The organism is Xanthobacter wiegelii, from assembly GCF_043193855.2.
Lineage (GTDB): Bacteria > Pseudomonadota > Alphaproteobacteria > Rhizobiales > Xanthobacteraceae > Xanthobacter > Xanthobacter flavus_A.
The window spans coordinates 2,928,067-2,953,914 of record NZ_CM195529.1; the positions used below are offsets into that span (position 1 = coordinate 2,928,067).

Sequence of the window (25,848 nt, forward strand, 5' to 3'; positions counted from 1 at the left end):
CGTCACTCCCTCATGCGCGATGCGCACAGAATACAGGCCTTGAGAAGAGGAGGTCGATACAGCACTTCGGCCGAAGGGGCAACCCCGCCAGCCGGACGCCGCGCCTTTTTCGCTTGCCTTGAACGGTTCTTCGTCGGAGAAAGGCGGCAGGACGACGTGGTTTGCAGCCGTTCCCGTTCTGCCCTTCCCATTCCATCGGCGGACTTTTGTATGCAGGGCCAGGAAAAGATCGCTCTTCTCATTGATGGCGCCAACCTTTATTCCGCGACCAAGGCGTTGGGCTTCGATATCGACTACAAGCGGCTCCTCAAGGAGTTCCAGAGCCGCGGATACCTCCTTCGCGCGTTCTACTACACGACGCTGATCGAGGATCAGGAATACTCCTCCATCCGGCCGTTGCTCGACTGGCTGGACTACAACGGCTATTCGGTCGTCACCAAGCTCGCCCGCGAGTTCACCGACGCGCAGGGGCGGCGCCGCGTGCGCGGCAACATGGACATCGAGATCGCCGTGGACGCCATGGAGCTCGCCGAGCACGTGGACCACATCGTGCTGTTCTCCGGCGACGGGGACTTCCGCTCGCTGGTGGAAGCGTTGCAGCGCAAGGGCGTGCGCGTCTCGGTGGTGTCCACCATCTCCACCCAGCCGCCGCTGATCGCCGACGACCTGCGCCGCCAGGCGGACATCTTCATCGATCTGGTGGATCTTCAGCCCAAGATCGGCCGGGACCCCTCCGAGCGGCAGGGCCGGATGCAGGAGACGCCCCGCTTCCTCGAGCGGCGCAGCGCCACGACCGCGGCCGGCGACGGCAACGACTGACGCCGCCCGTGCCCGCCAAGATGGCTGCCAAGACGGCCGCCGCCCGGCCTGCCGCGGCGTCCGAGCCGGGGCGCGACTGCCCGCTTTGCCCGCGCCTTGTGGATTTCCGCGAGGAATGGCGGGCGAATGAACCCGGCTGGCACAATGCGCCCGTGCCTGCCTTCGGGCCGGTCGACGCGCCCCTGCTGATCGTCGGTCTCGCGCCCGGCCTGCGTGGCGCCAATCGCACGGGTCGCCCGTTCACCGGCGACTATGCCGGCGATCTGCTCTACGCGACGCTGATCGAATACGGCTTCGCCCGCGGCCCCTATGCGGCGCACCCGGAAGATGGCCTGACCCTCACCGGCGCGCGCATCGTCAATGCGGTGCGCTGCGTGCCGCCCCAGAACAAGCCGACGCCCGAGGAAATCCGCACCTGCCGGCCCTTCCTCTCCGCCGCCATGGCCGAGATGCCGGCGCTCAGGGCCATCGTCACGCTGGGCAAGATCGCCCACGATTCGACCCTTGCCGCGCTGGGCCAGAAGGCCTCGCGGCTGAAGTTCGGCCACGGCGTTTCGGACGAGGTGGGCAGCGTGCGGCTCTTCGCGAGCTACCACTGCTCGCGCTACAACACGAACACTGGCGTGTTGACGCCGGAGATGTTCCGCTCGGTTTTCTCAGCCGTGCGCGCCAGCCTCGGCTGACCTGCCCGGGCTGAGCGCGGTCAGTCCTCCCGCCGCCGGCGCAGATGGGCCAGCACGTCCGCCGCGTTCCGGTCCGGCGGGAAGACCGGATAGAAGACATGGCTGATGGCGCCCTCCTCGATGATGAGGGTGATGCGCTTCAGCAGCTTCGCCCCCTCCACCTCGAAGGTCGGCAGGCGGATCGCCGTCGTCAGCTCATGCCTATGATCGGAGAGCAGCGGGAACGGCAAATGGAGCCGCTCCGCCGCCTCGCGCTGGTAGTCGCTATCCTGGAGCGAGAGGCCGAACACGTGCTCCACGCCGGCGGCCCTCAGATCGGCGAAATGGTCGCGGAAAGCGCAGGATTGGGGCGTGCAGCCGCGCGCGCCGGGAATGGCATCCCAACCCTCGGGCAACGGCTGGCCGGGGACGCCCGTGCGCGGATAGGCATAGACGACGGTCAGACCGGCGAGGCCCGACAGGTCGATATGCCGCCCGTCCGTGGCGGGAAGCTTGATGATGGGCAGTTCCAGCCCCGGCAGGTGGGCGGCGAGCCCATCGTCTTCCGGGGAGGGAAGGTCATCGGGCAGGCTGGTATAGCCGGAAGTGCTCATGACGCGTCCCCATGAGAGGTGTCGTAGGAGATGAATTCGAGAAGCGATCCGTCGGGATCGCGGAAATAGACGCTGGTGCCATGACCCCGGGCGCCGAAGCGTCGGACCGGGCCGAGCTCCGGCTCGATTCCATGGGCGGCGAGGTGCGCGACGGCCTCGGAGATCGGCCCGTCCCAGCGGAAGCACAGGTCGGAATTGCCCGGCTGCACCGGCAGGCGCGCCACCGGCACCGGATCGACGCCCGGACCGTGCAGATTCAGCTGGCGGTCACCGAAGCGGTAGGCGAAGCCCGTGCCCACCGTCACCACCTCCGCGCCGAGCACGGACGCATAGAAGGCGTTCGAGCGGGCGAAATCGCTCACATGCACGACGCAATGGTCGAAGGCGATCTTGCCCGGCATGGCGCCCCTTCCCTCACCCGCGATCGCGCATCAGGCGCGCCTTGTCGCGCGCCCAGTCGCGTTCCTTGGAGGCCTCGCGCTTGTCATGCGCCTTGCGGCCCTTGGCGAGCGCCAGTTCCACCTTGGCGCGGCCGCGATCGTTGAAATAGATCTTGGTCGCCACAACCGTCATGCCCTCACGCTCCACCGCCTGCCCGAGCTTGGCGATCTGGCGCTTGTGCAGCAGCAGTTTCCGGGGCCGGCGGGTCTCGTGGTTGAAGCGGTTGGCTTCCAGATATTCCGGGATATAGGCGTTGTAGAGCCACATCTCGCCCGCCTTCTGGGCGGCGTAGCTCTCGCCGATGGTGGCCTTGCCGGTGCGCAGGCTCTTCACCTCGGTGCCCGTGAGGGAGATGCCGGCCTCGAACGTCTCGCCCAGCTCGAAATCGAAGCGGGCGCGCCGGTTGTCGGCGGCGATCTTGCGGGGGGCTTCGGTCTTCTTGGATGTCATGATGGGGGAATGTGGTCGCAGCGCACCGCCGAAGCAAGCAGCAAGGGGTCAGGGCGGTCGGCGGAGCGCTGGAGAACGGGCCATCAGGCGACGGCGGGTCGCCTGATCCCCAGATCCATCGGCCTCAGTTGATGAGGCCGGCCTGCACCATGGCGCTGCGCACCACGGCGCGGGTGGTCTCGGACACCGGCACCATCGGCAGGCGCGCCTCTTCGCTCATCTTGCCGAGAAGCGAGAGCGCGTACTTGGTGGGGGCCGGATTTGTCTCCACGAACAGCGCCGTGTGCAGCGGCATCAGCTTGTCCTGGATGGCCAGCGCCGCCTTGAAGTCGCCGGCGAGGCAGGCCAGCTGGAACTCCGAGCACAGGCGCGGCGCGACGTTGGAGGCGACCGAGATGCAGCCGTGGCCGCCATGGGCCATGAAGCCGAGCGCGGTCGCATCCTCGCCCGAGAGCTGGATGAAATCCGTCCCCAGCACCTGCCGCTGCAGCGACACGCGGGTCATGGAGGCGGTGGCATCCTTCACACCGGCGATGTTCTTGATCTCGAACAGCCGCGCCATGGTCTCGACCGACATGTCGATCACCGAGCGGCTCGGGATGTTGTAGATGAAGATCGGCAGGTCCACGGCGTCGGCGATGGCCTTGAAGTGGCGGTAGAGCCCTTCCTGCGTGGGCTTGTTGTAATAGGGCGTGACCACGAGGAGCGCGTCGGCGCCGACCTTCTGGGCGTGCTCGGCCAGCGCGACGGCCTCGGCGGTGTTGTTGGAGCCGGCGCCGGCCATGACCGGAACGCGGCCGGCGGCCTGCTCGATGGTCCACTCCACCACGCGATTGTGCTCCTCATGGGAGACGGTGGGGCTCTCGCCGGTGGTGCCGACGGGGACGAGGCCGTGCGTGCCCTCGGATATCTGCCAGTCCACAAAGGCACGGAACGCCTTCTCGTCCAGCGCGCCGTCGCGGAACGGGGTGACGAGGGCGGTGAACGAGCCGCGGAAACGGGACGCAGACGGGATGGGCGACATGGCGAACGCCTTGGGTTCCTGGGAGCTTGTGGTTGGCCGGAACCGGTCGCGAACGGCCGGACCCGGCGCCGCGCCGGCTCGGATGAGCGGCGGGTGCGGACCTTGACCCTTATCCTTTTGCCGCCCGGCCGGAAAGGGGTTGCGCCGCTCGGACTTTTGCCATGGAGGCAAAATGCCCTTCGGGAATGGTAATTCGATGCGCTCTAGGGGTAGCCGGCGGCAGATTTGCGCGACCACAACCCCAGCGTCGGCGAAAGCCGTGGTTTCGCCGGCTTTTCGGACTTCATTGAGGTTAGGGTTTCGTCAACGCCGGTGGCCGAACATGCGGGTGGGGGAACACGCCGCCACTGCCCGCGCCCGCGAGGAAGCTTCATGTCGTCTGTATCGAGCCTGATGTCCGTGAGCGCGCTTGCGCTCGCCCTCGCCTGGAGCGGGGCGATGCCGGCGGTCGCGGAATCCGCGCCGACACCCCCGGCCAAGCCGTCCGCGTCCGCCTCCAAGGATGCCAAATCCAAGGACAGCAAAGCCGCCGATTCCAAGTCGAAAGACACAAAGTCGAAGGATGCCAAGGCCAAGGACGCAAAGTCCAAGGACGCGAAATCGTCCTCGCCTGCGAAGCCGGCCGCCGCGAAACCCGCGACCGCCAAGAACGCGACGAGCAAGCCCGCCGCCGGCAAGCCCGCGCCGGTTCGCGTCGCCCCCGCGCCCCAGGCCGCGCCGACGGTCGGCACGTCGTCCAATATTGCCGGCGGCGATCTCGCCGCTCTGAAGGTGGCTGTCTCTGCCGCCCGCAACGGGCGCGCCGCCGAGGCCATGGGCGCCGCCCAGCAGCTCGACGATCCGGTGGCGCGCACGCTCGTCACCTGGCTGGTCATCCGGCATGCGCCGAACGACCTCGGCTTCAACGCCATCAACGAGTTCATCCAGGAAAAGCCCGGCTGGCCCACCCAGTCCACCTTGCGCCGCCGAGCCGAGCGCGTGCTGTTCCAGGAGAACAAAGATCCCGCCAAGGCCCAGGCCTTCTTCGCAGAACAGCCGCCCTTGTCCGGCGAGGGCAAGGTGGCGCTGGCCCGCTATCTCGTCTCCATCGGCAAAAGGCAGGATGCTGCCGAATGGGTGCGCGATGCCTGGCGCAATGACGATCTGAACGAGCTCTTCGAGAGCAAGATCATCGACGAGTTCTCCGGCTTCCTCACCCGCGCGGACCACAAGCTGCGCGCCGACCACTTCAGCTACAAGCCGGACACGGACCGTGCCCTGCGCGCCGCCGCGCGTGCCGGCAGCGATATCGTGGCGCTGACCAAGGCGCGCATGGCCATCGCCCGCAAGGAGGCGAACGGCGAGAAGCTGCTCGGTCTCGTGCCCTTCACTTTGTCCAGTGATCCCGCCTATCTCTTCGCCAAGTCTCAACTGCTGCGCCGCGCCGACAAGCCGCAGGAGGCCGCGCGCGCCCTGCTCGCCGGCGCCAGTTCCGACCAGGTGCTGGCGGATCCCGACGAATGGTGGATCGAGCGCCGGCTGGTCGCCCGCGAACTGCTGGATGCCGGCGATTTCCAGACCGCCTACAAGGTCGCCGCCACCGGCGTGCCGCCACAGGCGGACAATTATCGCGCCGAACAGCAATGGACGGCCGGCTGGATCGCCCTGCGGTTCCTGAAGGACCCGAGCCGGGCGGCCCAGCATTTCGCCAAGGTCGATGACGACCAGAAGCACCCCATCACGCTGTCGCGCGCCTATTACTGGCAGGCCCGCGCCGCCGAGGCCATGGGCGACCGTGGCCGCGCCAGCGCCGCCTATCAGGCGGCCGCGAAGTTCCCGGCGACCTATTACGGCCAGCTCTCGCGCACCAAGCTGGGCATGGCCCCCGTCGTCCTGCGCGGCACGCCCTCGCCGTCCTTCGGCGCACGCGACACCTTCGCCCGCCTGGAGCCGGTGAAGGCGATCCGCATGCTCTATGCCGTGGGCGCACGCGACATCCCGCTGACCATCTATTACGACCTCGCCTGGCGGATGGAGGATTCGAGCCAGCTCGCGATGCTCGCGAACCTCGCGGAATCCAACAACGATCCGCGCGGCGCGCTGGTGGTGGGCAAGGAGGGACTTGCCGAGGGCCATCCGCTGGAGGCCGAGGCCTTCCCCACCTTCGGCCTGCCCAATTACAGCCCCATCGGTGACCCGGTGGACAAGGCGGCGGTCTATGCCATCGCCCGGCAGGAGAGCCAGTTCAATCCCGCCATCGTCTCCAGCGCGAAGGCCATGGGCTTCATGCAGGTGACGCCCGAGGCCGGACGCCAGGTCGCGAAGATCACCGGCGTCGCCTATGACGAGCGCCGTCTGATGACCGACCAGTCCTATAACGTGCAGTTCGGGGCCGCCGAGCTGGGCGAACTGGTGGCGCAATATGGCGGCAACTACGTGCTGGCCTTCGCCGCCTACAACGCCGGCCGCGGCAGCGTCGCCAAATGGATCGCCCGCTATGGCGACCCGCGCGACCCGGACGTGGACGTGGTGGACTGGGTGGAGGCCATCCCGTTCTCCGAGACCCGCAACTACGTGCAGCGGGTGATGGAGAACTACCAAGTCTACAAGGTGCGCTTCAACATCCCGAGCAAGCTCCAGATGGAAGCGGACCTGCGCGGGGGACGCTGACCCGCCTCACCGCTTCCGGCGCGGCGCAGGTGCCCCGCCCGCGATGATCGCCTTCGCCTGCCCCATCCAGTCCTCGCGCTCGATGCGGCCGGGGAAGGCGAGATAGCTGCCGACCCAGGCCGCTTCCTCCGGCGTCCATGCGGCGATCTGCCGAAGATGGAAGATGCCGATCTCGTTGAGGCGCTGTTCGTTCTGCGGCCCGATGCCCCTCAATTGCTTGAGATCGTCGCCCCCCCCTCCTTCCGGCGCATCGAGGGCCGGGGGGCGAACGCCGGGCAGGCTTTCCGGCGGACGGCGCCGGGAACGCGGCGCGGGGCGCGTCGGGGCCGGGGCCGGCACGTCCTCCTCGTCCTCATCCAGAGGCGGAACCGCATTCATGTCGGTGATACCGAGCCGCGCAAACAGGTCCTGTTGGGGGGCTGGCGCGGGCGCGATCAGGATCGGCGGTTCCGGCTCGGGTGCGGGCTTCGATGCGGCGGGCACGCGCGGAGGCTCGACCATGACGGGAGCCGGCGGCAGCTCGGGCCGCGCCGGCTGGGGCGGGCGATGCTTCCGGCCAAAGCGATAGCCGATGGCCAGCGCCGCGGCGAAGGCGACGGCGAGCAGCAGCGCCACCTCGATGGCGAATGCGGTCATGGCCTGCTCCCTGCGTTCCGGCCGAGCGCGTAGCCCGTGGCCAGCCCGATGACCGCGGCGCCGATCACGTAAGGCCAAAGCGCGATGGCAAGGTAGATCATGGCGCGCGCTCCTTCACCTCGATCTCGATGCGCCGATTGAGCGCCCTGCCCGCTTCCGTGTCGTTCGGCGCCACCGGCTGGCCTGAGCCGAGACCGACTGCCGTCAGCCGGTCTGCGGCGACGCCCTCCGCCACCAGCGCCGCAACCACGGCCTTCGCCCGCGCCTCGGACAGCCGCACATCGGCAGCCGCATCGCCGACACCGTCGGTATGGCCCGCCACCCGCACCATCGCGTCCGGGCACCTCTTCAGCACGGCGGCGATACGATCCACCAGACCGCGGCTCAGCGGATCGATATCGGCCGTGGTGCCGAGGAAGCGGATGCTTCCCCGCGAAAGGAGGTCGCCCGCCAGTCGCCCGCACTCGGCGATGCCGACCGCCGGCCCCGGCGGCGCGGTCTGAAGCGCGGTCTCAACCGAGAACGGCGGGCGCACAGCCCTTTTCAGCGCGGCCTCCACCTCACCCGCCACGGTCGCGTCGAGAACCGTTCCGATCAGACGCATCTGCCCGTCTGCAATGCTGACCTCACCGGAGGACAGACGCGACAGCTGGGCGAGCCCCGCCAGGAGCGCGTCGCGGAAGCCGGCCGGCGCGCCCCCGCCGACGGCCGACAGGTCGTTGACCTTCTCCCTGAGGAAATCGCGCTCCAACGCCGTCTTGATCGCGGCATGGGCCGCTTCGTCCGGATAGAAGCCGGAGACCGTGAGTTCGCCCGCGTCCCGCCGCACCGAGAAGACATAGGGCGAGATGGACGGCGGCCGCACGCCCTTCGCATCGACCGTGACTCCGGCCGGAGGCGTCCGCACGGCCTGCATGACGGCAAGATAGCCCGCCGAATCCGCCGCCTCTCCGGAAAGCACCATCTGTGTGCCGGACACCTCGGCCGCCCCCGCATGCATTCGGGCGAGCTGCGCGACCGCGAAGCTGGCGGCGCTCGCCCACACCTCCGGTGCGGGGCCGCCCGATGCAAGCTGCAGATCGTCCGCGACCTGCATGCCCTGGAAACCCGAGCGCGCGGCGTCCACCAGCAGGCGGCGCGCGTCCTCGGACGGCGCGAAGCCGGACAGGCGCGCCTGCTCGGCGCTGCGCTCGATCTGCCAGGTGAACGGCGACGCGCGCGGTGGCTCCACCGCGAAGCGGATGATCTGGAAGCCCTCCGGCGGCTGCCGGCGCAGCGTGAGCAGAATGTCGAATGCGGTGAAGCTCGGCGCGGCCCCCTCGACCGAAATGGTCGCGTCCGACAACGTCACCCGTCCCTCAGGCAGCTGGGCGAGCGCGGAGCCGGCAAAGCGCACCGCCCGCATCCACAGATCGGGGCTCGGCGAACCATCCGCCAGCAGCGTGTCGTCCTTGATGCCGATGCCGGGCACGGTGGATGAGAGGGCCTTCGCCACCTCGGATCGCGCATCGGCGGACGGCACGTAGCCACTCAGCCGCAGGACGGTTCCGTCGCGCACCGCCGACCAGAGGAAAGGCGCGGCGACGGGCGGGCGCACCTCGAAGCGCGCCAGCGTCATGCCGCTGGGCAGCGGCCCGTGGAGCGTTTGGGCCAGTTCGTCATAGCTCACAAGGTCGCGGGCGCGGCCCTCCAGCGCGATGGCCCCGTCGGACAGGGTAAGACGGCCGGAGGGCAACCGCTTCAGCTGGTTGAGCCCAAAGATCACCAAAGCCGCGAAATCGCCGGGTGGCGCCCCCCGCGCGCGCACCAGCCGGTTCTGGCCCGTCACCTGATCGCCGCCGCTGCGGGCGGCGGCGACGATACGCACCAGCGCATCGGCGGAGGGGACGTAGCCGTCGAGGGCGATGGCGCGCCCATCCTTCACAGCGCTGAAGGTGAAGGGGCGGCGCTCGGGCAGCAGGGTCGTCGCGTCACGCACCGTCCGGACCCCGAACAGGCCCTCCAGAGAGGCCCGAACCTTGGCCCGCGCCTCCTCGGCGAGGGCCTCGCCCTCCATGGTGGCGTCGCGCCCGGAAAAGCGCGCGGACGCCCAGGATTCGCCCGTACGGGCCAGAACGTCGCGCGCGGCCGAATCGAGCGACGCCTCGACGGGGCCGCGACCCGACACAATGGCGAACACGGTGAGCAGGAGGAGCGCCGCCAGCCCGAGCGCCAAGGGCCACAAGGGACGCCAGCTCCCGCCCCGGCGCGGGGTGACTTCGCCCCGCCCGTCCTCGCCCGCGCTGCTCCCGTTACCCTGCCGCACCATCCACACCCCGCTGTCCGCGCCACTCCCAGGTCGCGGAGAAGGACTTCAGCATAAGTTACCGCCGATCCGAAAGACTTGCGGGCGAAGACGGCGCCACAGCGGCGTCGGGACACCCCGCGCCGGGTCAGAAATCGCGGGAGACGAACAGCAGCGCCTGCTGCGCGCCCACCGAAGGCAGCGCCGGCGAGAAGGCCGTCGGCCGGTAATTGGTGGCCGCATTGTAGGTGTAGTCGTACTGCAGCGCGATGGTGAATGTCCGGACAGGCGAGAAGGCAAGATAGCCGCCGACATTCAGTTTGGGGCCGCCCTGTCCGGTGCGCGCATCAAGAATTAATGCGACCGCTGAGATCGAATAGATCTCATCGCAATTCAGCGGATATCGGGTGTTGGTGATGTAATAATCTTCCGCCCAAAAATATCCGCCGGTACACAGGCAGGTCTCCGTTCCGGGAAGAATATGAAGCCTGGCCCGTAGGCTGCACAGCCCTTCAAGCGTCCGTCGGCCGCTGGCTGAGGCAGCAGATCCACGGCCATGGCCTGTCCAGCGCCGAAAAAGAGGAGGGTCCAGCCGGTTGCGCCGGCCAACAGGATACGGAGGATACTGCGCAATGCGATGGCGCGTGCAGGCGGTAAAGGCTTATCTCCTGATGACCGCTTTCGAACGAAAACGGCGATAGTTCCTGTCGGGCACAAACCAGAAGATTTCGCGGACGTTACTTCCCGAACCGCAGAACAACGCCTATCCGCCCGAACCCAGAAGGTGCGAGCACAGGCATCGAAAATACCGACGTCCCGATGGCCGCATATAAGCAATATAGAGGGCGAAGACTGTCGGAGATGCGAAAAATCTCGCATTTACCCGACCCTGCTGGCGCGGCGGATAAACCATGCCGGCAGCGGAAGCAAGGTGCATGAACTGGATCGCCCTTGCCTAAGTCGGGACCGACCCGTCCCAGTCGGAAACCAAGCCAGCAAACAAAGAAAAACCCCGGTGGTTGCCCACCGGGGTTTCCCTCCAGATCGCGAAGCGATCAGAAGTTGCGCTGCACGCGGATGCCGCCCGACACGATGTCGGTGGAGCCGCCGACCAGCGAGCCCTGCAGACCGCCGGTGGGGGTGACAGACGCGTAGTTGTTGAGCGGCACGGAGCCATCAACCTTGGTGTACAGAACTTCCGCGCCGATATCGAGGTTCTTAACCGGCGACCAGATGGTGTTGAAACCAACCTGCCACATGTTGAAGTCCTGAGCGGCAACGATGTTGCGGGGCACCTCGTAGGAGAGGTAGCCGGCATAGATCGCCGAACGCAGACCGGGGGTCCAGTAGTGACGGAACTGGCCCTGGATCGCCCAACCGGTGGTGAGGGCGGGCTGACCGAAGAGGTCGGCCACGGCATCAGCCACGGTGTAGAAGGCGCCCGAAGCGAAGAGCGAACCGCCGACCTGGGTCAGGTCGATGGAGCCAACCGAGTTCGCGCGACCCTGCGAGGTGCCCGACAGACCGATGTAGGACACGGCGCCCTTCTCGTAGCCGGCCTGGATGAACAGGCTATCGCCGGCGGCGAGCATCGGGAGCTTGAACTCGACGTGACCGCCGATGGCCCAACCCCACTGGTCGGTGGTGCCCATGCCCGGGAAGAAGCCGGCATAGAGCGGCAGGGTGGTCACGACCTGATGCAGGGCACCAGACAGCTGAGCCGTACCCCAGGCGCCGTCATAGCGCAGGTTGGCGACGATGTCGGGAGCCTGCTGACCGCCCTGGTAGTTGGTGTAGGTCAGGCCGGTGGCGCCGGTGTTGATGTTGAAGACGGGCTGCGCGGTGGAGCCGGTCATCTGCGAGCCGGTGGTGCGGTTGGCCGCGTCTTCGAGCGACAGGGTCGCCGAGAAGCCGTTACCGAACTGCGCCGTATAGGCCAGCATGGTGGTCCACATGTTCGAACCCGCATACGGGGTGGTCAGCATGTAGCCGACGCCCGGATCGAAGAACGACTGGGTGTAACCGAAGGTGAAGCCCGAGAACTGGATGAACGCGCGCTCGAAGTAGAGGCCGTTCGCAGGGCCCGTGCCGGCGCCGCCAGAAGAGTTCCACTCGGCGCCGAAGCGCACGTAGGAGCGGAGCGTGCCATAGTCGGTCTGGGTGCGGGCGTCCATGTCGAACACGCCGCGAGCGCGGGTCAGGTAGTCCGGATCGTCGCCGTCCACGAAGGGATAGGCGAACACGCCGACGCCGGGGCCGTTGAAGGCGGTGCCGGTGGTCGACGAAATGGACGGGTTGAAGGTGCCGACCGCGTTCACATAAGTATCGAAGCGGGCATAGCCGCCGATCTTGATGCAGGTGTCGGTGCCGGGGATGTAGAAGTAGCCCGCGCCGTAGGCAGAGCAGACCTTCACGTATTCAACCGGCTTTGCCTTGACAGGCAGGTCGGCGGCCTGGGCTCCAGCGACCGCGACGAGACCCGCCGCGCTGCCGAGGAGAAGGCTCTTCACCATCTTCATCGTGACCTCCAAGTTTGGTTCCGAGGGAGCGAGTTCCGCTTCGCCGGTGCGGCTGCACCCCGAGAGGGTTCTTGCCCCGATTCCCATTCCGCGTTCAGACCCCCCGAACGCGGACCGGTCGACCGGGGACTGCCCCCCTTCGTCGCAAAGCCAACATACAAAAGGCGAACCTGTGATCAATCCAAACCACGTCGATCACGGCCCCGAGAGGCCGCTTTTCCAGCAGGTGTTGCAGGAATGGCACGCTGGGTTAAGACCTACCCAAATACCAATACCACGCTGCGGCCTTACCCTGGGCGAGTTAACCTTAAATGGTTGATAACATGAGTGTATTTTTGCAACACTCCGGCGTTTACACCGCCTGAGATGCCCTTTGGCAGGCCGTTTTCCGTCGCCGGGGCGATCGCCAGGAAGATACCGCCGAGAGAGGACGAGGTGCCGCCGATCGCCGGTCCGTGCCCCTCCTGATCAGCCAGCCCAGGCTCCGCTTCCGGCAGGATTGCGGCGGAGGCTTCTCCGACCTGCCCATATGGCAGAAGGGTTTCCGCACCGGCACGCCCCCGAATCGAGACGGTAATGGCCTCCCGTCCTCATCGGCCCGCAAAGCGCCGGGCGCCGGCGACGCAGAGAACGACGATGCCGCTGGCCGCCAGCATGGGCCATGCAATGGTCTCTCCCAGGACCACCGCCGAGAGCGCGAGGCCGAGGAACGGCTGCATCAGCTGCAGCTGGCCGACACCGGCGATTCCGCCAAGCGCAAGACCGCGGTACCAGAAGACGAATCCAATCAGCATGCTGAACACCGAGACGTAGCCAAGGCTCAGCCAGGCCGGCAGGCCGATTCCGGTCAGATGTTCGGGCCGGACGGCCAGCGCGATGGCGGCCATCAGCGGCAGTGCAAGCAACAAGGCCCATGAGATCACCTGCCAGCCGCCGAGTCGGCGCGAGAGCGTGGCGCCCTCCGCATATCCGAGGCCGCATACGATGACGGCGGCGATCATGAGAAGGTCGCCCGCCATCGAACCGTCCGCGCTGCGCGACATGGCGAAGCCCGCCACGGTCGCCGCGCCCAGGCATGAGAATAGCCAGAAGGCCGGCTTCGGGCGCTCTCCGGCGCGCACCACGCCGAAGATGGCGGTCGCGAGGGGCAAAAGGCCGATGAAGACGATGGAGTGGGCTGCGGTGATCTGTTGAAGGGCAAGGCCGGTGAGCAGCGGAAACCCGATCACCACGCCCATGGCGACAATGGCGAGAGACAGGAGGTCCCGGGGCGCCGGCCTTACCTGACGCAGGCCCGCGAGGAACACGCCCCCGATGAGCGCCGCGATCACCGCCCGCGCGGAGGTCAGGAAGAGCGGCGAGAAATCGACGATGGCCAGGCGTGTCGCCGGCAGCGAGCCGCTGAAGATGACCACGCCGAAAAAACCGCTGCCCCAGCCGGCTGCATTGCGTTCCATGGTGCCTCGCTTTCGCGGCCCGCGATACGCCCGCGCGGGTGGCACGAACAGGCACACCTCCATACAATGCTGCAGATCTGTATGGGTCGTGGGAGCCACACAGTGACGGTGTCGAAGCGCGCAAACACGCGAACGGAAGGGCTGATGCTGGAGATTCGCGCGCGCATCAGCGCGGGCATCCTCACGCCGGGGGGGCGCCTGCCCTCCGTCAGGCGGTTCGCGGCGGCCATGGGCGCCTCCCCCTCGACGGTGGTGGAGGCCTACGATCGGCTGGAGGCGGAAGGCATCATCCGTGGCCGGCGCGGCTCCGGCTTCTATGTGACGGACGCCGGCCTGCCACCGCGGACCCCGACGCGCATGGGTATCGCGGAGGCGGACGCGGCCCGCACGCCTGAAATCGATCCGTTCTGGGTGTCGAAACAATCGCTCGATGCCGAGCCATCGGTCCTCAAGCCAGGCTGCGGGTGGCTACCGGACGACTGGATGCCGGTCGCCGCGCTACGCAGGGGGCTGCGGACGCTTGCGCGCGCGGACGGCGCTCTGCTTACAGAATACGGCGGCACGCGGGGCCCGCTGGCGCTCCGCCGGCTGCTGCTGGCGCGGTTCGCGGAGGAGGGAATCGGTGCGAGCCTGGATCAGGTCATGCTGACCGGCTCGGGCACCCAGGCCATCGATCTCGTCTGCCGCCTGGTGCTCCAGCCGGGTGATGCGGTGCTGGTGGACGACCCCTGCTACTTCAATTTCCAGGCGCTGCTGCGGGCGCATCCCGTGCGCGTCGTCAGCGTGCCCATGACCCCCTGGGGACCCGAACCGGAGGCGTTCGAGCGGGTGCTGGAGGCAGAGACGCCCCGCCTCTACATCACCAACTCCGCGCTCCAGAATCCCACCGGCGCCACCCTCTCGCCCCAGACGGCGCATCGTCTTCTCATCCTTGCTCAGACGCACGGGCTCACCATCGTCGAGGACGATATCTTCGCCGATTTCGAGCCGGCCCCCTCCCCGCGCCTTGCCATCCTCGACGGACTCAGCCGGGTAATCCGCATCGGGAGCTTCTCGAAGACCCTCTCGTCGGCCGTCCGCTGCGGATACATCGCGGCGCGGCCGGAGTGGATCGAAGCCTTGGCCGACCTTCAGATCGCCACCAGCTTCGGCGCGGTCAGTCCGGTCGCTGGCGAACTTGTGGCCGGCATCCTCGGCGCAGGCGGCTATCGCAAGCATATGGATGAGGTGCGCCATCGCCTGGCCCACGCCCGGATCGATGTGGCCGGGCAACTGGGGCGGCTGGGCATCGTGCCGTGGCTGATGCCGCGCGGGGGGTTCTATTTGTGGTGCCGCCTGCCGGACGGGCTCGATTCTGCGAGCGTCGCGCAGCGCTGCCGGGACGAGGGCGTGATCCTCGCCCCCGGGAACGTCTTCAGCGTCGCCCAGTCCGCCGGCGCCTTCCTGCGGTTCAACGTCGCCCAGATGGGCGATCCGCGCGTCCTCGCATGCTTGGCCCGGGCCATGGGATGAGGCCTCCGGCGGCCCCATCAGGCTTTAGGATTTCCGGCAATGATCGGGACTGAATTGGCGGAGACGGAGGGATTCGAACCCTCGAGACCCTTTTGGGGGTCTGCTCATTTAGCAAACGAGTGCCTTCAGCCTCTCGGCCACGTCTCCAACGCCCCTTCCTATGCCGGACCCTCAGGCCCAATGCAAGCCGCCGGCTCACGAGCCCGGTTGGAAATGCAGCTTCTCCTCGACGATCGCTGAATTGGCCACCGCGTTGATGCGCCGCTTCAGCGCGGCGCGCAGGTCATTCTCACGGTAGACCGATCGCGCGAGGGCAACGAAGTCCGCGTCGAATCGGCCTTCCGCCTCTAGCGTGCGCAGGGCGTCTTCCACCTCCCAAAGGCGCGCATTGACGGCGGCAAGGTCATCGGCGAGCGATCCGACGATTTGGGAAAGCTGATGCTCATCCCGCAGCGCGCACAGGGCATCACGTTCCCAACGCACATTGGCGGCCGTGGCGGGGTCCTTGGCGTGTGCCACCTTGATCTCCAGAATGGAGATCTTGTCGAACAGCTCGCCCACGGCGATCGGAGCGAGGATCAGGACAGGACCTGCGGAGGTCACCGCTTGCCCCCACGTCGCCGCTCCGCGACCCTTGCAGCGACCCTCGCGAAGAGGCCTGTGAAATCGCCGGAGGTGTCCTGCCGCATGAGGCTGAGGCTGGGATAGAGCGGCGTCGTCTGCCCCGAGCGGCCCCATCGCCACTCCGGAACCGCCTTGAGCGCCACGATGGCGGGGCGGTCCCGTGCACCGGCGAGGTGCGCGAGGGACGTGTCCGTGGTCACCACCAGATCGAGGTGCTGGAGCAGCGCCGACGTGTCGAGATAAGCGCCGTCCCCGTCCCAGTCCGGGCCGAGCCGCTGGATTCGGCCGGCGAAGGGGCAGGCGTCGAGTTGCTCCTCCCCGAAGCCCTGCTGAAGACTGACGAGTTCCACCCCATCGAGAGCGGCCAGCGGCGCGAAGACATTGAGCGGCACCGACCGGCCGATATCGACGGTCGGCGAAGGGTCGCCCTGCCAGGCAATGCCGACGGTGAAGCCATCGGGCACGATCTCCCGCCACCGGGCGATGCGCTCAGGCTGGGCCGTGAGGTAAGGCGGCCTTGGCCAGGACGCTGGATCCGGCGCAACGAGGCGGGGCAGGCTCGAGAGGGGTGCCCAATAGACGCCAGGGGCCCCGGTATCGATACCCGCGAGATCAGTGATGACGGGCACACGAACGTCGATGCGCGACAGCAGCGGAGCAAGGCGTGGCTTCACCAGAAGGCGGGTTGGAATGCCCCGATCTGCCAACAGGCGGACGAGCCGCGCGTACTGGATGTGGTCGCCAATGCCCTGCTCTCCGAGGACGATCAGCAGGTCGGGGGCAGCTTTGCCGTCCCAGCGGGCGAACGGCAGCGGGCGGTAGGGCGGTGGCAGGAAGGACGAGCGCACCTCATAGCCATCCCATCCGGCCGCCCAGCGCCCTTCGGCCAGGTCGTCACAGGCCACGATATAGCGCGCCATCGGCAGGGCCGGATCGATGGACAGGGCCTTCTCGGCGAGGGCGCAGGCCTCGTAGGGATGATCCCCATCCAAAAGGAGAGACGCTTTTGTCGTGAGCGCCGCCGCATCTTCCGGCGCCGCCGCCAGCGCGCGCTCGACGGCCTCCCGGGCGCCCCAGGGATCCTTGAGTTCCCGCCGGACCTCGGCCAGTTCGCGCCAGATCGGTGCTGCATCCGGGAACCGCGCGACCGCCTTCTCGGCTGCCGCCAGCGCCGCGGAACGGTTCCCCAGCTGCCGGTCCGTCCGGATAAGAGCCGCCTGGAACTGCGCCACATCGGGGGCGAGGCTCGCTGCCTCGGCAAAGGCGGCGCGCGCACCGGTCAAGTCCGCCCGGCCCGCGAGCCCCTGCCCTTTCAGGAAATGCGCATCAGCGAGCTTCGGCGACAGGAGCAGCGCGGCGTCAGCCGCCTCCGCCGCCTCGGTGAAGCGGCCGAGTTCCAGCAATGTCCCGGCGCGCGACAGGTGATGGCGCGGATCGCGCGGTTCGAGCTTCACCAGCCGATCGCAATCCACGAGCGCCTCGTCGGATCGACCAAGCCGGGACAGCGCGACCGATCGATTGGCCAGCGCGTGGACTGACACCCCGTCGATCTCCAGCACGCGGTCGTAGCGGGCCACGGCCTCTTCCAGCCGGTTTAGCCGGGCCAGGGTATTGGCGGCGAGGTAGTGGGCTTCCGAAAGGCCGGGGTCCAGCTCGGCGGATTTCTCGAACGCGCCGAGGGCGCGGTCCCACTTTTCCTCGGCCTGATACACCGCGCCCATGATGAGCTGGGCGTGCGGATTGGTCTTGTGCGCATCCCGCGCCTTACGGGCGACGGCGTGGGCTTCCTTCGGCCGTCCGGACTGGAGAAGCGCCAGCGTCAGGAGGCGTGCCGCCTCGAACGAACTGGGGGCATCGCGCAGGATGGCACGATAAAGGGGTATCGCCTGATCAATGCGCCCCTCCCGGTGCAGCGCCCCGGCGCGGGCGAGATCGGCCCGGAAATCCTTCGGCATCGCGCCCCCCAATGGCGTTATTGTCCGTGCGCGAGGCCGCGTTAGCGACGCTTCGGTTTCGCCGTCAGGTGCGGGCGCGCTGGCCGAACAGGATGCTCTGGGCGTCCTTGTCCTTGGCGAGATCGTGCTTGGCACGCTCCTCCTGGTTCACGGCAAGGCCCCGCTGCACCGCGGGCCGCGCGAGCATGCGATCGAGCCAAGCCTTGAAATGGGGGAATTCCTCGATGTGCTGGCCCTGCCGCTCCCAAAGCTTCGCCCAACCGATGCAGGCGATGTCGGCGATGGAATAGTCGCCGGCGAGATACTCCCGGTCCTTCAGGCGCGTGTTCATGACACCGTAGAGCCGGTGGACCTCGTTGGTGTAGCGCTCGACCGCGTAGGGGATTTTTTCCGGCGCATAGATGCGGAAGTGATGCGCCTGCCCGGCCATGGGGCCGAGGCCGCCCATCTGCCAGAACAGCCACTGCTCCACCTCGACCCGCTTGCGCTCGTCCGAGGGGTAGAAGAGCCCGGTCTTGCGGCCGAGATACTGGAGGATGGCGCCGGACTCGAAGACCGAGATCGGCGCGCCACCGGGGCCATCGGGATCGACGATGGCGGGCATCTTGTTGTTGGGGGAGATGGCGAGGAAATCAGGCTGGAACTGGTCGCCCTTGCCGATGTTCACGAGCTTCACCTCATAGGGAAGCCCACACTCCTCGAGCATGATGCTGATCTTGTAGCCGTTTGGCGTGGGCCAATAATAAAGCTCGATCGGCGAAGACTGGACTGCGGCCATCATGCCCTCCCTGCGGCATGTGCCGCCGCTTCGGTAAGAGGTAGACACCGCTCGGTGCCGGGGCAAGGGGCAAGCACGGAAGCGGCAGCGGACAGGGCAGCGAAAGGCGCCGGCCTATCAGCCGAGGGCGATCTTGAAGCCCTCGTGGGAGTTCGCGAATCCGAGCCTGCGATAGAATCGGTGCGCGTCGGTCCGCCGCTTGCTGGATGTGAGCGAGAGCGTGGCCGCGCCCGCGGCCGTGGCCTTGTCCATGGCGAAGCGCACCATGGCCTCGCCGATGCGCCGGCCGCGCAGCGTCGCGTCCACCTGCACCGCCTCAAGCAACGCCCGCCTTGCTCCCCGTCCCGGCAGGCTGGTCACCACCACAAGCTGGAACGTGCCCACGACCCGCCCTTCGAGTTCAGCGACATAGAGCTGCGCCCGAGGATCGGCAGCAATCTCGGCGAAGGCCGCGCGATAGGCCTCGCCAGCCTCCGGCGCCGTGGTGTCGCCATGGCCGCCGACGGCGTCGGCGGCGAACAGCTCGACGAGGGCGGGCAGATCGCCCTCCCGGGCCTCGCGGATGACGAGCCCGCCGGGCCCGGGCTCCGGCGTCACCGGCACAGCGGATCGTCCGGCGGCAGGATGGTCATCTGCCAATCGCTCCAGCGGTGGGGATTCATCCAGGGCGACCACCATTTCACCGACACTTCGATGGTGCTCTGATCCGCCGGCGGCAGGAGCAGCTTGGGCAGGCCGTTGAAGATGCCGGTGACACGCGCGCAGCCGGTGGTAGTGCGGGCGGGCGGCCGGTACTGGTTCTCCCGCACGATCACCACCCGCGCGCCCGGAATGGCCGCCCTGAGCCGGCCGGCCGAGGTGCGGTCGTCCGCCACGAGGGTCGGTGAGGCGCCGAGCTTGTTGGTGACGGCCACCTGCAACTTGTAGAGCGGCTCGGCGGCGATGCAGCGTCCGCACAGCCGGGGATCGGGCCAGAGCGGCACCACCATGCGCGACAGCATGATGCCGACGCTGACCACCGCCAGAAGGGTGAGATAGATCCACACCCGCGGCCGCCAGCCCCCCAGCCGTTCCAGCTCCGCGAACAGGTAGACCGGCAGCAGCAGCAGGAAGACGTGGAAATAGCGGTCGCGCAGGCTGGCCGTGCCCATGGCCAGCGTCGTCGCCAGCGTCGCGACGATGCCGATGACGATGATCGACCGCAGCACACGCCGCGCGGCGGCGCGTTCGGGATCGTCGGCTATTGCGCCCTCGCCGCGATTGTAGGGAAGAAAGACCAGCGCCACGACCAGCACCAGCGGCAGCACATAGCCGAACAGCGCACCGACCATGCTGGAGACCACCGCATCCCACCCCGCGCCCGTGGCGCCGATGGTCTGGGCGGTGGCCTCGGCCACGTTCTGGCCGTAGCGCCAGAGTGCGAAGCCGTAGATACCCAGCGGGACAGCCGCCACCGCGACCGTGACGAGCAGGCGCGGGTCCAGGATCACCTTGCGATAGGCCGGCTCCAGCAGGCAGGCCACCAGAAGGGCGCCGAGGAAGGCGACGAAGCCGAACTTGCCCAGCACGCCAGCGGCGATCCACAGGCCAAGCCCCGCATAGAGGCCGAGGCTCTTGTGACGGCTCAGGGCCATCACCGTCAGGAAGGTGCCGGCGATGGCCACGATCATCACGTTGGAATGGGTGAGGATCCGGTGGCTGTGGTACCCAATCACCCATATGAACGAGAGCGAGAAGGTGGCGAGCGCCTGCAGCCGGGGATCGGCGATCATGCGCCGGGCCACCCGGTAGACCAGCATGGCGCAGGCGAAGAGCAGCGTGTAGCGCAGAACGGCGAACGACAGCGTGCCGACGCCGAAGATCCGCTGCAGGCCCCACAGGAGCCAGTCGTACAGCGGCGGATTGCGCGGAACGTAGGAAAGCTCCAGCGACTGGACCATGTAGCTTTCGATGGCGTCGTCAGCGTTCACCGCGATCTCGAAGACCACCGCGATCGCCGCGTGGAAAACCATCCAGAGGGCGACGATGAGCGCCACGCCCTCGGGCCGCGCCCAGAACGGAGCCTGCAAAGTGCTCGCCCCGTGGGAACCGGTGGCGGCGGCCGCCGCGGGCACATCCCTGTCGAGATAGGTATCGGTCACCGGGGCACTCCTCATCCGCGCCTCTATACCGCCGTGGAAGACGAGGCGCCACCGCGCGGAGCGTGGGCCTCCCGCGCCAGGGCGGGCTCCGTCGCGCGGCTCGACAATCAGCTAGAGCGTTTCGAGGACGACGAAGCGGTCGCGACCGCCGGCCGCCAGCGCCGCGTCTGACACCTCGTGGACCAGCATCTCGTCGACCCGGGCGCCCGCCGGACCGGTGCGGCAGGCGGCGAGCATGGCCTCCACCTCGTCCGCCGGACCGGCGAACACCGCTTCAACGGCGCCCGACCGGCGATTGCGGGCAAAGCCGAGCAGACCGCGCCGTTCGGCCTCCCGCGCACACCAGGCCCGATAGCCGACGCCCTGCACCCGGCCGCGCAGCATCACATGAACATGGCGCATGGGAGTGCCTATTGGGGGCAGGCGCCGGACGGCGTCAGGGCCTCGAACGTCGCCATGGCGCCGACCAGCGCGAAACGGCCGTAATCGATCTTGAGGCTGCCGACGACGCCGTTGTCATAGAGGGAGAAGCTCATGACGTAGGCGGGCGTGCGGTCCACGCCACCCTCGTCGAAATAGCTGATGGTCACGGGATAGAAGGTGCGCCCGGCGAGCGCGGCCCGGGCAGGCGCCGCGATGCGGCTTTCGTCGGTGCTCGGGCGGCCGATGACCGCCAGCGTGTCATAGACCTTCTGGGGATCGCTCGCGCCGTCATAGACCTTGGCCTGATAGACGCTCTCGCCGCCGCTGGCAGCGGCCAGAACCTTCTTCACATGCTCTGTGGGCATCAGGATGTCGCCCTTGAGCGTGAAGGTGGCCGATTCGGGCTTGCTGACGACCACCCGGAGCGCCGGCGGCTCCTGCCGTTCCACATTGGCCTCAAGCTCCAGCCCGTCGTCGTCCCCGCCCTCGGTGGTCGACGTGAAGCGATAGGACTTGCCCGCGCCATCTTCCCAGGCCTTGGAGATGACGCTCTGGCGCACGGGCTCGCCGCCGGTGGAGGCGGCGCTCTGCTGGCTGGTCAGGGTGGTATAGCCGGCGCAGGCATCGCCGGTGATCTCGTAGCGAATCTCCCCGTTCATCTCCTCCAGCTGGCCGGAAGGCTTGGAGCCGTCGAGGGAGAGGCGGTAGGTCGCCTTGTGCGGCAGCAGGGTCACCGCGCCAGCGGGCAGAGCGGAAAAGCACCACAGGCCGGCCACCGTCGCCGCGGCGAGGCGCAAATGCTTCGTCATGTCTCAACTCCTTCCGGCCGTCCGGTTCGGGCGACACAGTGCTACCGCCCGAGCGGACCCTTTGCTTGCGCCGAAGCGGCTCTTCGGCGAAGAGGATGGCTTAATTGCGCGCTGCATAAGGCAGGAGATTCCCATGACCGCGTCCGCCCAAACGTCATCCGTCGAAAAGAAGCTCGCCGAACTCGGAATCACCCTGCCCAGCCCCAAGCCGCCCGTCGCCAATTATGTGCCCGTGGTGCGCACCGGCAACCTGCTGTTCGTGTCCGGCCAGGTCTCCGCCGACGCGGACGGCAAGATCGCCACCGGCAAGCTCGGCGCGGGCGTGAGCATCGAGGCCGGACAGGCGGCGGCGAAGCTTTGCGCCATCAACATCCTTGCCCAGGTGAAGGCCGCCATCGGCGACCTCGACAAGGTGGTGCGGATCGTGAAGCTCGTGGGCTTCGTCAACGCCACCGGCGATTTCGCCGACCAGCCCAAGGTCGTCAACGGCTGCTCGGACTTCTTCGTCGAGGTGCTCGGCGACAAGGGCCGCCATGCGCGCTCGGCGGTGGGCGTCTCCGGCCTGCCGTTCGACTGCTCGGTGGAGGTGGAAGCCATCGTCGAGATCGCCTGAGCGGAGCCGAGCATGGGCGACCTGAGCTGGATCACCGCCCGCCCGGTCGCCCATCGCGGCCTGCACGACGCCGCGCGCGGTCTCATCGAGAACGCCCTGTCGGCGGCCGAGGCGGCGGCCGTCGCGGGCTATCCCATCGAGCTGGACATCCAGATCAGCGCCGATGGAGAAGCCATGGTCTTCCACGACTTCACCCTCGATCGCCTGACGGCGGCCAAGGGCGCGGTGTCGGCGCTGAGCGCGGCGGAGCTTGGGCGCATTCCGCTCGCGGGAACGGCGGACACGATCCCGACCCTCGCGGCCTTCCTCGCCCGCGTGGGCGGTCGGGTGCCTCTCTTCATCGAGATCAAGAGCGCGTTTTCCGGCGACACGCGGCTCGCGACACGGGCTGTGGACGTGCTTGCAGGCTATGGCGGCGAGGTCGCGTTGATCTCCTTCGATCCCGACATGCTGGCCGAGGCCAAGGCGTGCGCGCCACACGTTCCGCGCGGCATCATCGCCCAGGCGCGCTATGACGGTGCCCACTGGCCCGGCATGACGCCCGAGCGGGGACGGATGCTCGCGGACATGGATCACCGCGCTGCCAGCGGCTACGATTTCATTTCCTATCGCTTCGCCGACCTGACCCACCCCGCCCTCGTGGCCGCCCGGGCACAGGGGCTGCCCGTGACTGCCTGGACGGTCCGGAGCCCCGCCGACGCCGCCCGCGCGCTCGCCGGGGCCGACCAGATCGTGTTCGAGGGCTTCACCCCGCAGGCATAGGGGCGTAAATCTGCGGCGTCCTGTCGCGGTGGTCAGCTTCTACCGCAATGCACACTTAAGCCCGATGGCCGACGCCCACATCCGCATCCTGCCCAACCTGTCCGAGATCAAGGCGGCCGACTGGGACGCGTGTGCGGCCGGTGGGGCGATGCGCCCCGAGCCGTTCGTGAGCCACGCCTTCCTTTCGGCCCTGGAGCAATCGGGCTGCGCCGCCGCCCGCACCGGCTGGCTGCCGCAGCACCTCGTGCTCGACGGGCCGGACGGAAAGCCCGCCGCCGTCTGCCCCGCATATCTGAAGTCCCACTCGCGGGGAGAATACGTCTTCGACCAGGGCTGGGCCGACGCCTACATGCGGGCCGGCGGCGAATATTACCCCAAGGTACAGGTGGCCGTGCCCTTCACCCCCGTCACCGGCCGGCGGCTGCTGCTGAAGGACCCGGACGATGCGGCGGCCGAGCTGGCTCTCGGCGCCGGCCTCAAGCAGCTGGTGCGCCTGCGCGGCGCCTCCTCGGCCCATGTGACCTTTTCCACCCAAACCGAATGGGAGGCGCTGGCCTCCCTCGGCTTCCTCAAGCGCACCGACCGCCAGTTCCACTGGACCAATGCGGGGTATGCCACCTACGACGACTTCCTCGCCGAGCTGGCCTCCCGCAAGCGAAAGGCACTGAAGAAGGAGCGGCGCGAAGCGGTTTGCGAGGGCATCTCCATCGAGTGGCTCACCGGCAAGTCCTTGACGGAAGAGGCTTTCGACGCCTTCTTCATGTTCTATCTGGACACCGGCGGCCGCAAATGGGGCACGCCCTATCTCAACCGCCAGTTCTTCCAGCTGGCCGCCGAGCACATGGCCGACCAGATCCTGCTGGTGATGGCCCGGCGGGAGGGGCGCTACATCGCCGGCGCGCTGAACTTCATCGGCGCGGAAACGCTTTACGGCCGCTACTGGGGCGCGGTGGAGCACCACCCCTTCCTGCATTTCGAGGTCTGCTACCATCAGGCCATCGACTATGCGATCGCCACCGGCCTGAGGGTCGTCGAGGCCGGCGCGCAGGGCGAGCACAAGCTGGCGCGGGGCTATCTGCCCAAGGCCACCCACTCCGCTCACTACATCGTGCACCCGGGCCTCGCCGGGGCCGTCGCGCAGTATCTGGAGCGCGAGCGCAGCCATGTGGAAGAGGATTCGGCCGTGCTGACCGAACTCGGCCCGTTTCGCCGGTGCGTGGAGGAGGAGCAGGACTGACGCGTGCCGCAAGTGGCATCACGCTTTCGTCGGCCCTCATCGCGACGCGACATCATCCGCCCGGTTGCCCGGCTCACCGGCGGGTCGCTATAGTCCCCCGCCAATCTGGGGACAGGCGATGACGTATTGCTGTGGGGTTCTGGTCCGTGACGGTCTGGTGCTGATCGCCGACACGCGGACCAATGCGGGCCTCGACAACATTTCCACCTTCCGCAAGCTCCACATCTTCGAGGAGCCGGGCCATCACGTGCTGGGCCTCGCCACGGCCGGCAACCTGTCCGTCTCCCAGTCGGTCGTCAGCATGCTGCACGAAGGTGTGGAAGATCATGAGATGGGCGAGCGGCGCCAGCTGCGCGACTGCCGCACCATGTTCCAGGCCGCCCAGCTGGTCGGCATCGCCATCCGGCAGGTGCACCGCGTGAACGGGCCGTTCATGGAGCAGTCCAATGTCAGCTTCGACGTGTCGTTCCTGCTCGGCGGCCAGATCGCGGGCGACAGCCTGCGGCTCTACATGGTCTATTCCGCCGGCAATTTCATCGAATGTACGCAGGACACGCCCTTCCTGCAGATCGGCGAGCACAAATACGGCAAGCCGGTGCTGGACCGGGCGGTGAATTACGACATGGAGATTTCCGAGGCGCTGAAATCCAGCCTCATCTCCATGGATTCCACCATGCGCTCCAATCTTGGGGTCGGCCTGCCCATCGACGTGATGGTGGTGACGCCGGATACGCTGCGTTCCGAGCTGATCTACCGCATCGAGCCCGGCGAGCCCTATTTCCACGACCTGCGCGAGCGCTGGTCCGCCGCGCTGCGCTCGGCCCACGCCTCGATCCCCAAGCCGCCCTACCTCAAGAACGCCCGCCCGCGCGCGGTCAACGATATCTGAGGACAAGCTTCGGCCGAACGAAAAAGGGCGCCCCGGCGGGCGCCCTCTCATTTCAGCGGCCTCGATGGCCGGAATTCACGCTGCCTTGGGGGCGAGCTTGGCGGTGACGATCTTGTCCGGATCCTTCACCGGCTCGCCGCGCTTGATCTGGTCGATATTGTCCATGCCGTCGATCACCTCGCCCCACACCGTGTACTGGCGGTCGAGGAAGCGGGCGTCGGTGAAACAGATGAAGAACTGGCTGTCGCCCGAATCCGGGTTCTGCGCGCGGGCCATGGAGCAGGTGCCACGGACGTGGGGCTGGGCGTTGAACTCCGCCTTCAGCTTCTTGCCCGAGCCGCCCATGCCGGTGCCGGTCGGATCGCCGGTCTGGGCCATGAAGCCCTCGATCACGCGGTGGAACGGCACGCCGTTGTAGAAGCCCTGGGAGACCAGCTCCTTGATGCGGGCAACGTGGCCGGGGGCGAGGTCGGGACGGAACGCAATGGTCACCGGGCCCTTGGTGGTTTCGAGGATCAGGACTTCATCGCTCATCAATCGTTTCCTTCAC

24 protein-coding genes and 1 tRNA gene are annotated in these 25,848 nt (G+C 67.8%); 8 read left to right on the forward strand and 17 right to left on the reverse strand.

Going from position 1 to position 25,848, the window contains the following annotated elements; genetic code table 11:
• Window positions 1–210 precede the first annotated feature (210 nt).
• Window positions 211–819: a LabA-like NYN domain-containing protein gene (locus V5F63_RS13560; protein ID WP_209489690.1), complete on the forward strand. Its 609-nt coding sequence runs from the start codon at window positions 211–213 to the stop codon at window positions 817–819.
• Between the two features lie 20 nt (window positions 820–839).
• The gene (locus V5F63_RS13565) at window positions 840–1,502 is read left to right on the forward strand and encodes a uracil-DNA glycosylase (protein ID WP_394102372.1); all 663 of its coding nucleotides are present in this window, start codon (window positions 840–842) and stop codon (window positions 1,500–1,502) included.
• A 20-nt stretch (window positions 1,503–1,522) separates the two neighbouring features.
• Here the strand turns inward: V5F63_RS13565 and V5F63_RS13570 are convergent, their stop codons facing one another.
• The 4 genes from V5F63_RS13570 to dapA all read right to left on the reverse strand — a co-directional run bounded on the left by V5F63_RS13570 (window position 1,523) and on the right by dapA (window position 4,010).
• A complete protein-coding gene (locus V5F63_RS13570; RefSeq protein ID WP_209489694.1) occupies window positions 1,523–2,095 on the reverse strand; it encodes a peroxiredoxin in 573 nt (190 codons plus the stop codon).
• The gene (locus V5F63_RS13575; RefSeq protein ID WP_394102371.1) at window positions 2,092–2,496 is read right to left on the reverse strand and encodes a VOC family protein; all 405 of its coding nucleotides are present in this window, start codon (window positions 2,494–2,496) and stop codon (window positions 2,092–2,094) included. Before V5F63_RS13575 ends, V5F63_RS13570 begins: the two co-directional genes overlap by 4 nt.
• Window positions 2,497–2,509: 13 nt before the next feature.
• Window positions 2,510–2,986: an SsrA-binding protein SmpB gene (gene smpB, locus V5F63_RS13580; RefSeq protein WP_209489698.1), complete on the reverse strand. Its 477-nt coding sequence runs from the start codon at window positions 2,984–2,986 to the stop codon at window positions 2,510–2,512.
• Window positions 2,987–3,110: 124 nt separating this feature from the next.
• The gene (gene dapA, locus V5F63_RS13585) at window positions 3,111–4,010 is read right to left on the reverse strand and encodes a 4-hydroxy-tetrahydrodipicolinate synthase (RefSeq protein ID WP_394102370.1); all 900 of its coding nucleotides are present in this window, start codon (window positions 4,008–4,010) and stop codon (window positions 3,111–3,113) included.
• A gap of 372 nt (window positions 4,011–4,382) precedes the next feature.
• Here dapA and V5F63_RS13590 point away from each other — a divergent pair, with 372 nt between their 5' ends.
• Window positions 4,383–6,659, forward strand: a complete 2,277-nt coding sequence (locus tag V5F63_RS13590; RefSeq protein ID WP_209489700.1) for a transglycosylase SLT domain-containing protein — start codon at window positions 4,383–4,385, stop codon at window positions 6,657–6,659.
• Between the two features lie 6 nt (window positions 6,660–6,665).
• Here V5F63_RS13590 and V5F63_RS13595 read toward each other — a convergent pair whose 3' ends face one another.
• The 4 genes from V5F63_RS13595 to V5F63_RS13610 all read right to left on the reverse strand — a co-directional run bounded on the left by V5F63_RS13595 (window position 6,666) and on the right by V5F63_RS13610 (window position 13,555).
• Complete coding sequence (locus V5F63_RS13595; RefSeq protein WP_394102369.1) at window positions 6,666–7,295, reverse strand: helix-hairpin-helix domain-containing protein; 630 nt, start codon at window positions 7,293–7,295, stop codon at window positions 6,666–6,668.
• Window positions 7,296–7,392: 97 nt separating this feature from the next.
• On the reverse strand, window positions 7,393–9,519 hold the full coding sequence (locus V5F63_RS13600; protein ID WP_394029705.1) for an OmpA family protein: 2,127 nt from the start codon (window positions 9,517–9,519) through the stop codon (window positions 7,393–7,395).
• A gap of 1,115 nt (window positions 9,520–10,634) precedes the next feature.
• Window positions 10,635–12,098, reverse strand: a complete 1,464-nt coding sequence (locus V5F63_RS13605; RefSeq protein ID WP_209489708.1) for a porin — start codon at window positions 12,096–12,098, stop codon at window positions 10,635–10,637.
• Between the two features lie 590 nt (window positions 12,099–12,688).
• Window positions 12,689–13,555: a DMT family transporter gene (locus V5F63_RS13610; RefSeq protein WP_394102368.1), complete on the reverse strand. Its 867-nt coding sequence runs from the start codon at window positions 13,553–13,555 to the stop codon at window positions 12,689–12,691.
• 144 nt (window positions 13,556–13,699) lie between these two features.
• Here V5F63_RS13610 and V5F63_RS13615 point away from each other — a divergent pair, with 144 nt between their 5' ends.
• Window positions 13,700–15,067 carry an aminotransferase-like domain-containing protein gene (locus V5F63_RS13615; RefSeq protein ID WP_394102367.1) on the forward strand — a complete coding sequence of 456 codons (1,368 nt, stop codon included), beginning with the start codon at window positions 13,700–13,702 and terminating at the stop codon, window positions 15,065–15,067.
• A gap of 55 nt (window positions 15,068–15,122) precedes the next feature.
• Here the strand turns inward: V5F63_RS13615 and V5F63_RS13620 are convergent.
• The 8 genes from V5F63_RS13620 to V5F63_RS13655 all read right to left on the reverse strand — a co-directional run bounded on the left by V5F63_RS13620 (window position 15,123) and on the right by V5F63_RS13655 (window position 21,797).
• Window positions 15,123–15,214: transfer RNA gene (locus tag V5F63_RS13620), tRNA-Ser, on the reverse strand.
• Between the two features lie 48 nt (window positions 15,215–15,262).
• On the reverse strand, window positions 15,263–15,628 hold the full coding sequence (locus V5F63_RS13625) for a DUF6165 family protein (protein ID WP_348634383.1): 366 nt from the start codon (window positions 15,626–15,628) through the stop codon (window positions 15,263–15,265).
• 38 nt (window positions 15,629–15,666) lie between these two features.
• Window positions 15,667–17,646, reverse strand: a complete 1,980-nt coding sequence (locus V5F63_RS13630; protein WP_394102366.1) for a tetratricopeptide repeat protein — start codon at window positions 17,644–17,646, stop codon at window positions 15,667–15,669.
• 64 nt (window positions 17,647–17,710) lie between these two features.
• Entirely contained in the window at window positions 17,711–18,424 is a 714-nt protein-coding gene (locus V5F63_RS13635) for a glutathione S-transferase N-terminal domain-containing protein (RefSeq protein WP_209489717.1), read from the reverse strand.
• A 117-nt stretch (window positions 18,425–18,541) separates the two neighbouring features.
• Entirely contained in the window at window positions 18,542–19,027 is a 486-nt protein-coding gene (locus tag V5F63_RS13640; protein WP_348634384.1) for a GNAT family N-acetyltransferase, read from the reverse strand.
• Complete coding sequence (locus V5F63_RS13645) at window positions 19,018–20,565, reverse strand: ArnT family glycosyltransferase (protein ID WP_394102365.1); 1,548 nt, start codon at window positions 20,563–20,565, stop codon at window positions 19,018–19,020. The genes V5F63_RS13640 and V5F63_RS13645 overlap by 10 nt, the downstream gene beginning before the upstream one ends.
• 111 nt (window positions 20,566–20,676) lie before the next feature.
• Window positions 20,677–20,967 carry an acylphosphatase gene (locus tag V5F63_RS13650; RefSeq protein ID WP_394102364.1) on the reverse strand — a complete coding sequence of 97 codons (291 nt, stop codon included), beginning with the start codon at window positions 20,965–20,967 and terminating at the stop codon, window positions 20,677–20,679.
• 8 nt (window positions 20,968–20,975) lie between these two features.
• Window positions 20,976–21,797 (reverse strand): cell envelope integrity EipB family protein, encoded by an 822-nt coding sequence (locus V5F63_RS13655; RefSeq protein WP_209482971.1) that lies wholly within the window; start codon window positions 21,795–21,797, stop codon window positions 20,976–20,978.
• Window positions 21,798–21,930: 133 nt separating this feature from the next.
• Here V5F63_RS13655 and V5F63_RS13660 point away from each other — a divergent pair, with 133 nt between their 5' ends.
• The 4 genes from V5F63_RS13660 to V5F63_RS13675 all read left to right on the forward strand — a co-directional run bounded on the left by V5F63_RS13660 (window position 21,931) and on the right by V5F63_RS13675 (window position 25,298).
• The gene (locus V5F63_RS13660; protein ID WP_209482973.1) at window positions 21,931–22,410 is read left to right on the forward strand and encodes a RidA family protein; all 480 of its coding nucleotides are present in this window, start codon (window positions 21,931–21,933) and stop codon (window positions 22,408–22,410) included.
• Between the two features lie 12 nt (window positions 22,411–22,422).
• A complete protein-coding gene (locus V5F63_RS13665) occupies window positions 22,423–23,172 on the forward strand; it encodes a glycerophosphodiester phosphodiesterase family protein (RefSeq protein WP_394102363.1) in 750 nt (249 codons plus the stop codon).
• Between the two features lie 64 nt (window positions 23,173–23,236).
• Complete coding sequence (locus V5F63_RS13670; RefSeq protein WP_394102362.1) at window positions 23,237–24,409, forward strand: GNAT family N-acetyltransferase; 1,173 nt, start codon at window positions 23,237–23,239, stop codon at window positions 24,407–24,409.
• 118 nt (window positions 24,410–24,527) lie between these two features.
• A complete protein-coding gene (locus tag V5F63_RS13675) occupies window positions 24,528–25,298 on the forward strand; it encodes a proteasome-type protease (RefSeq protein ID WP_209482980.1) in 771 nt (256 codons plus the stop codon).
• A gap of 75 nt (window positions 25,299–25,373) precedes the next feature.
• Here the strand turns inward: V5F63_RS13675 and V5F63_RS13680 are convergent, their stop codons facing one another.
• The gene (locus tag V5F63_RS13680) at window positions 25,374–25,832 is read right to left on the reverse strand and encodes a peptidylprolyl isomerase (protein ID WP_169121089.1); all 459 of its coding nucleotides are present in this window, start codon (window positions 25,830–25,832) and stop codon (window positions 25,374–25,376) included.
• Between the last annotated feature and the right edge of the window lie 16 nt (window positions 25,833–25,848).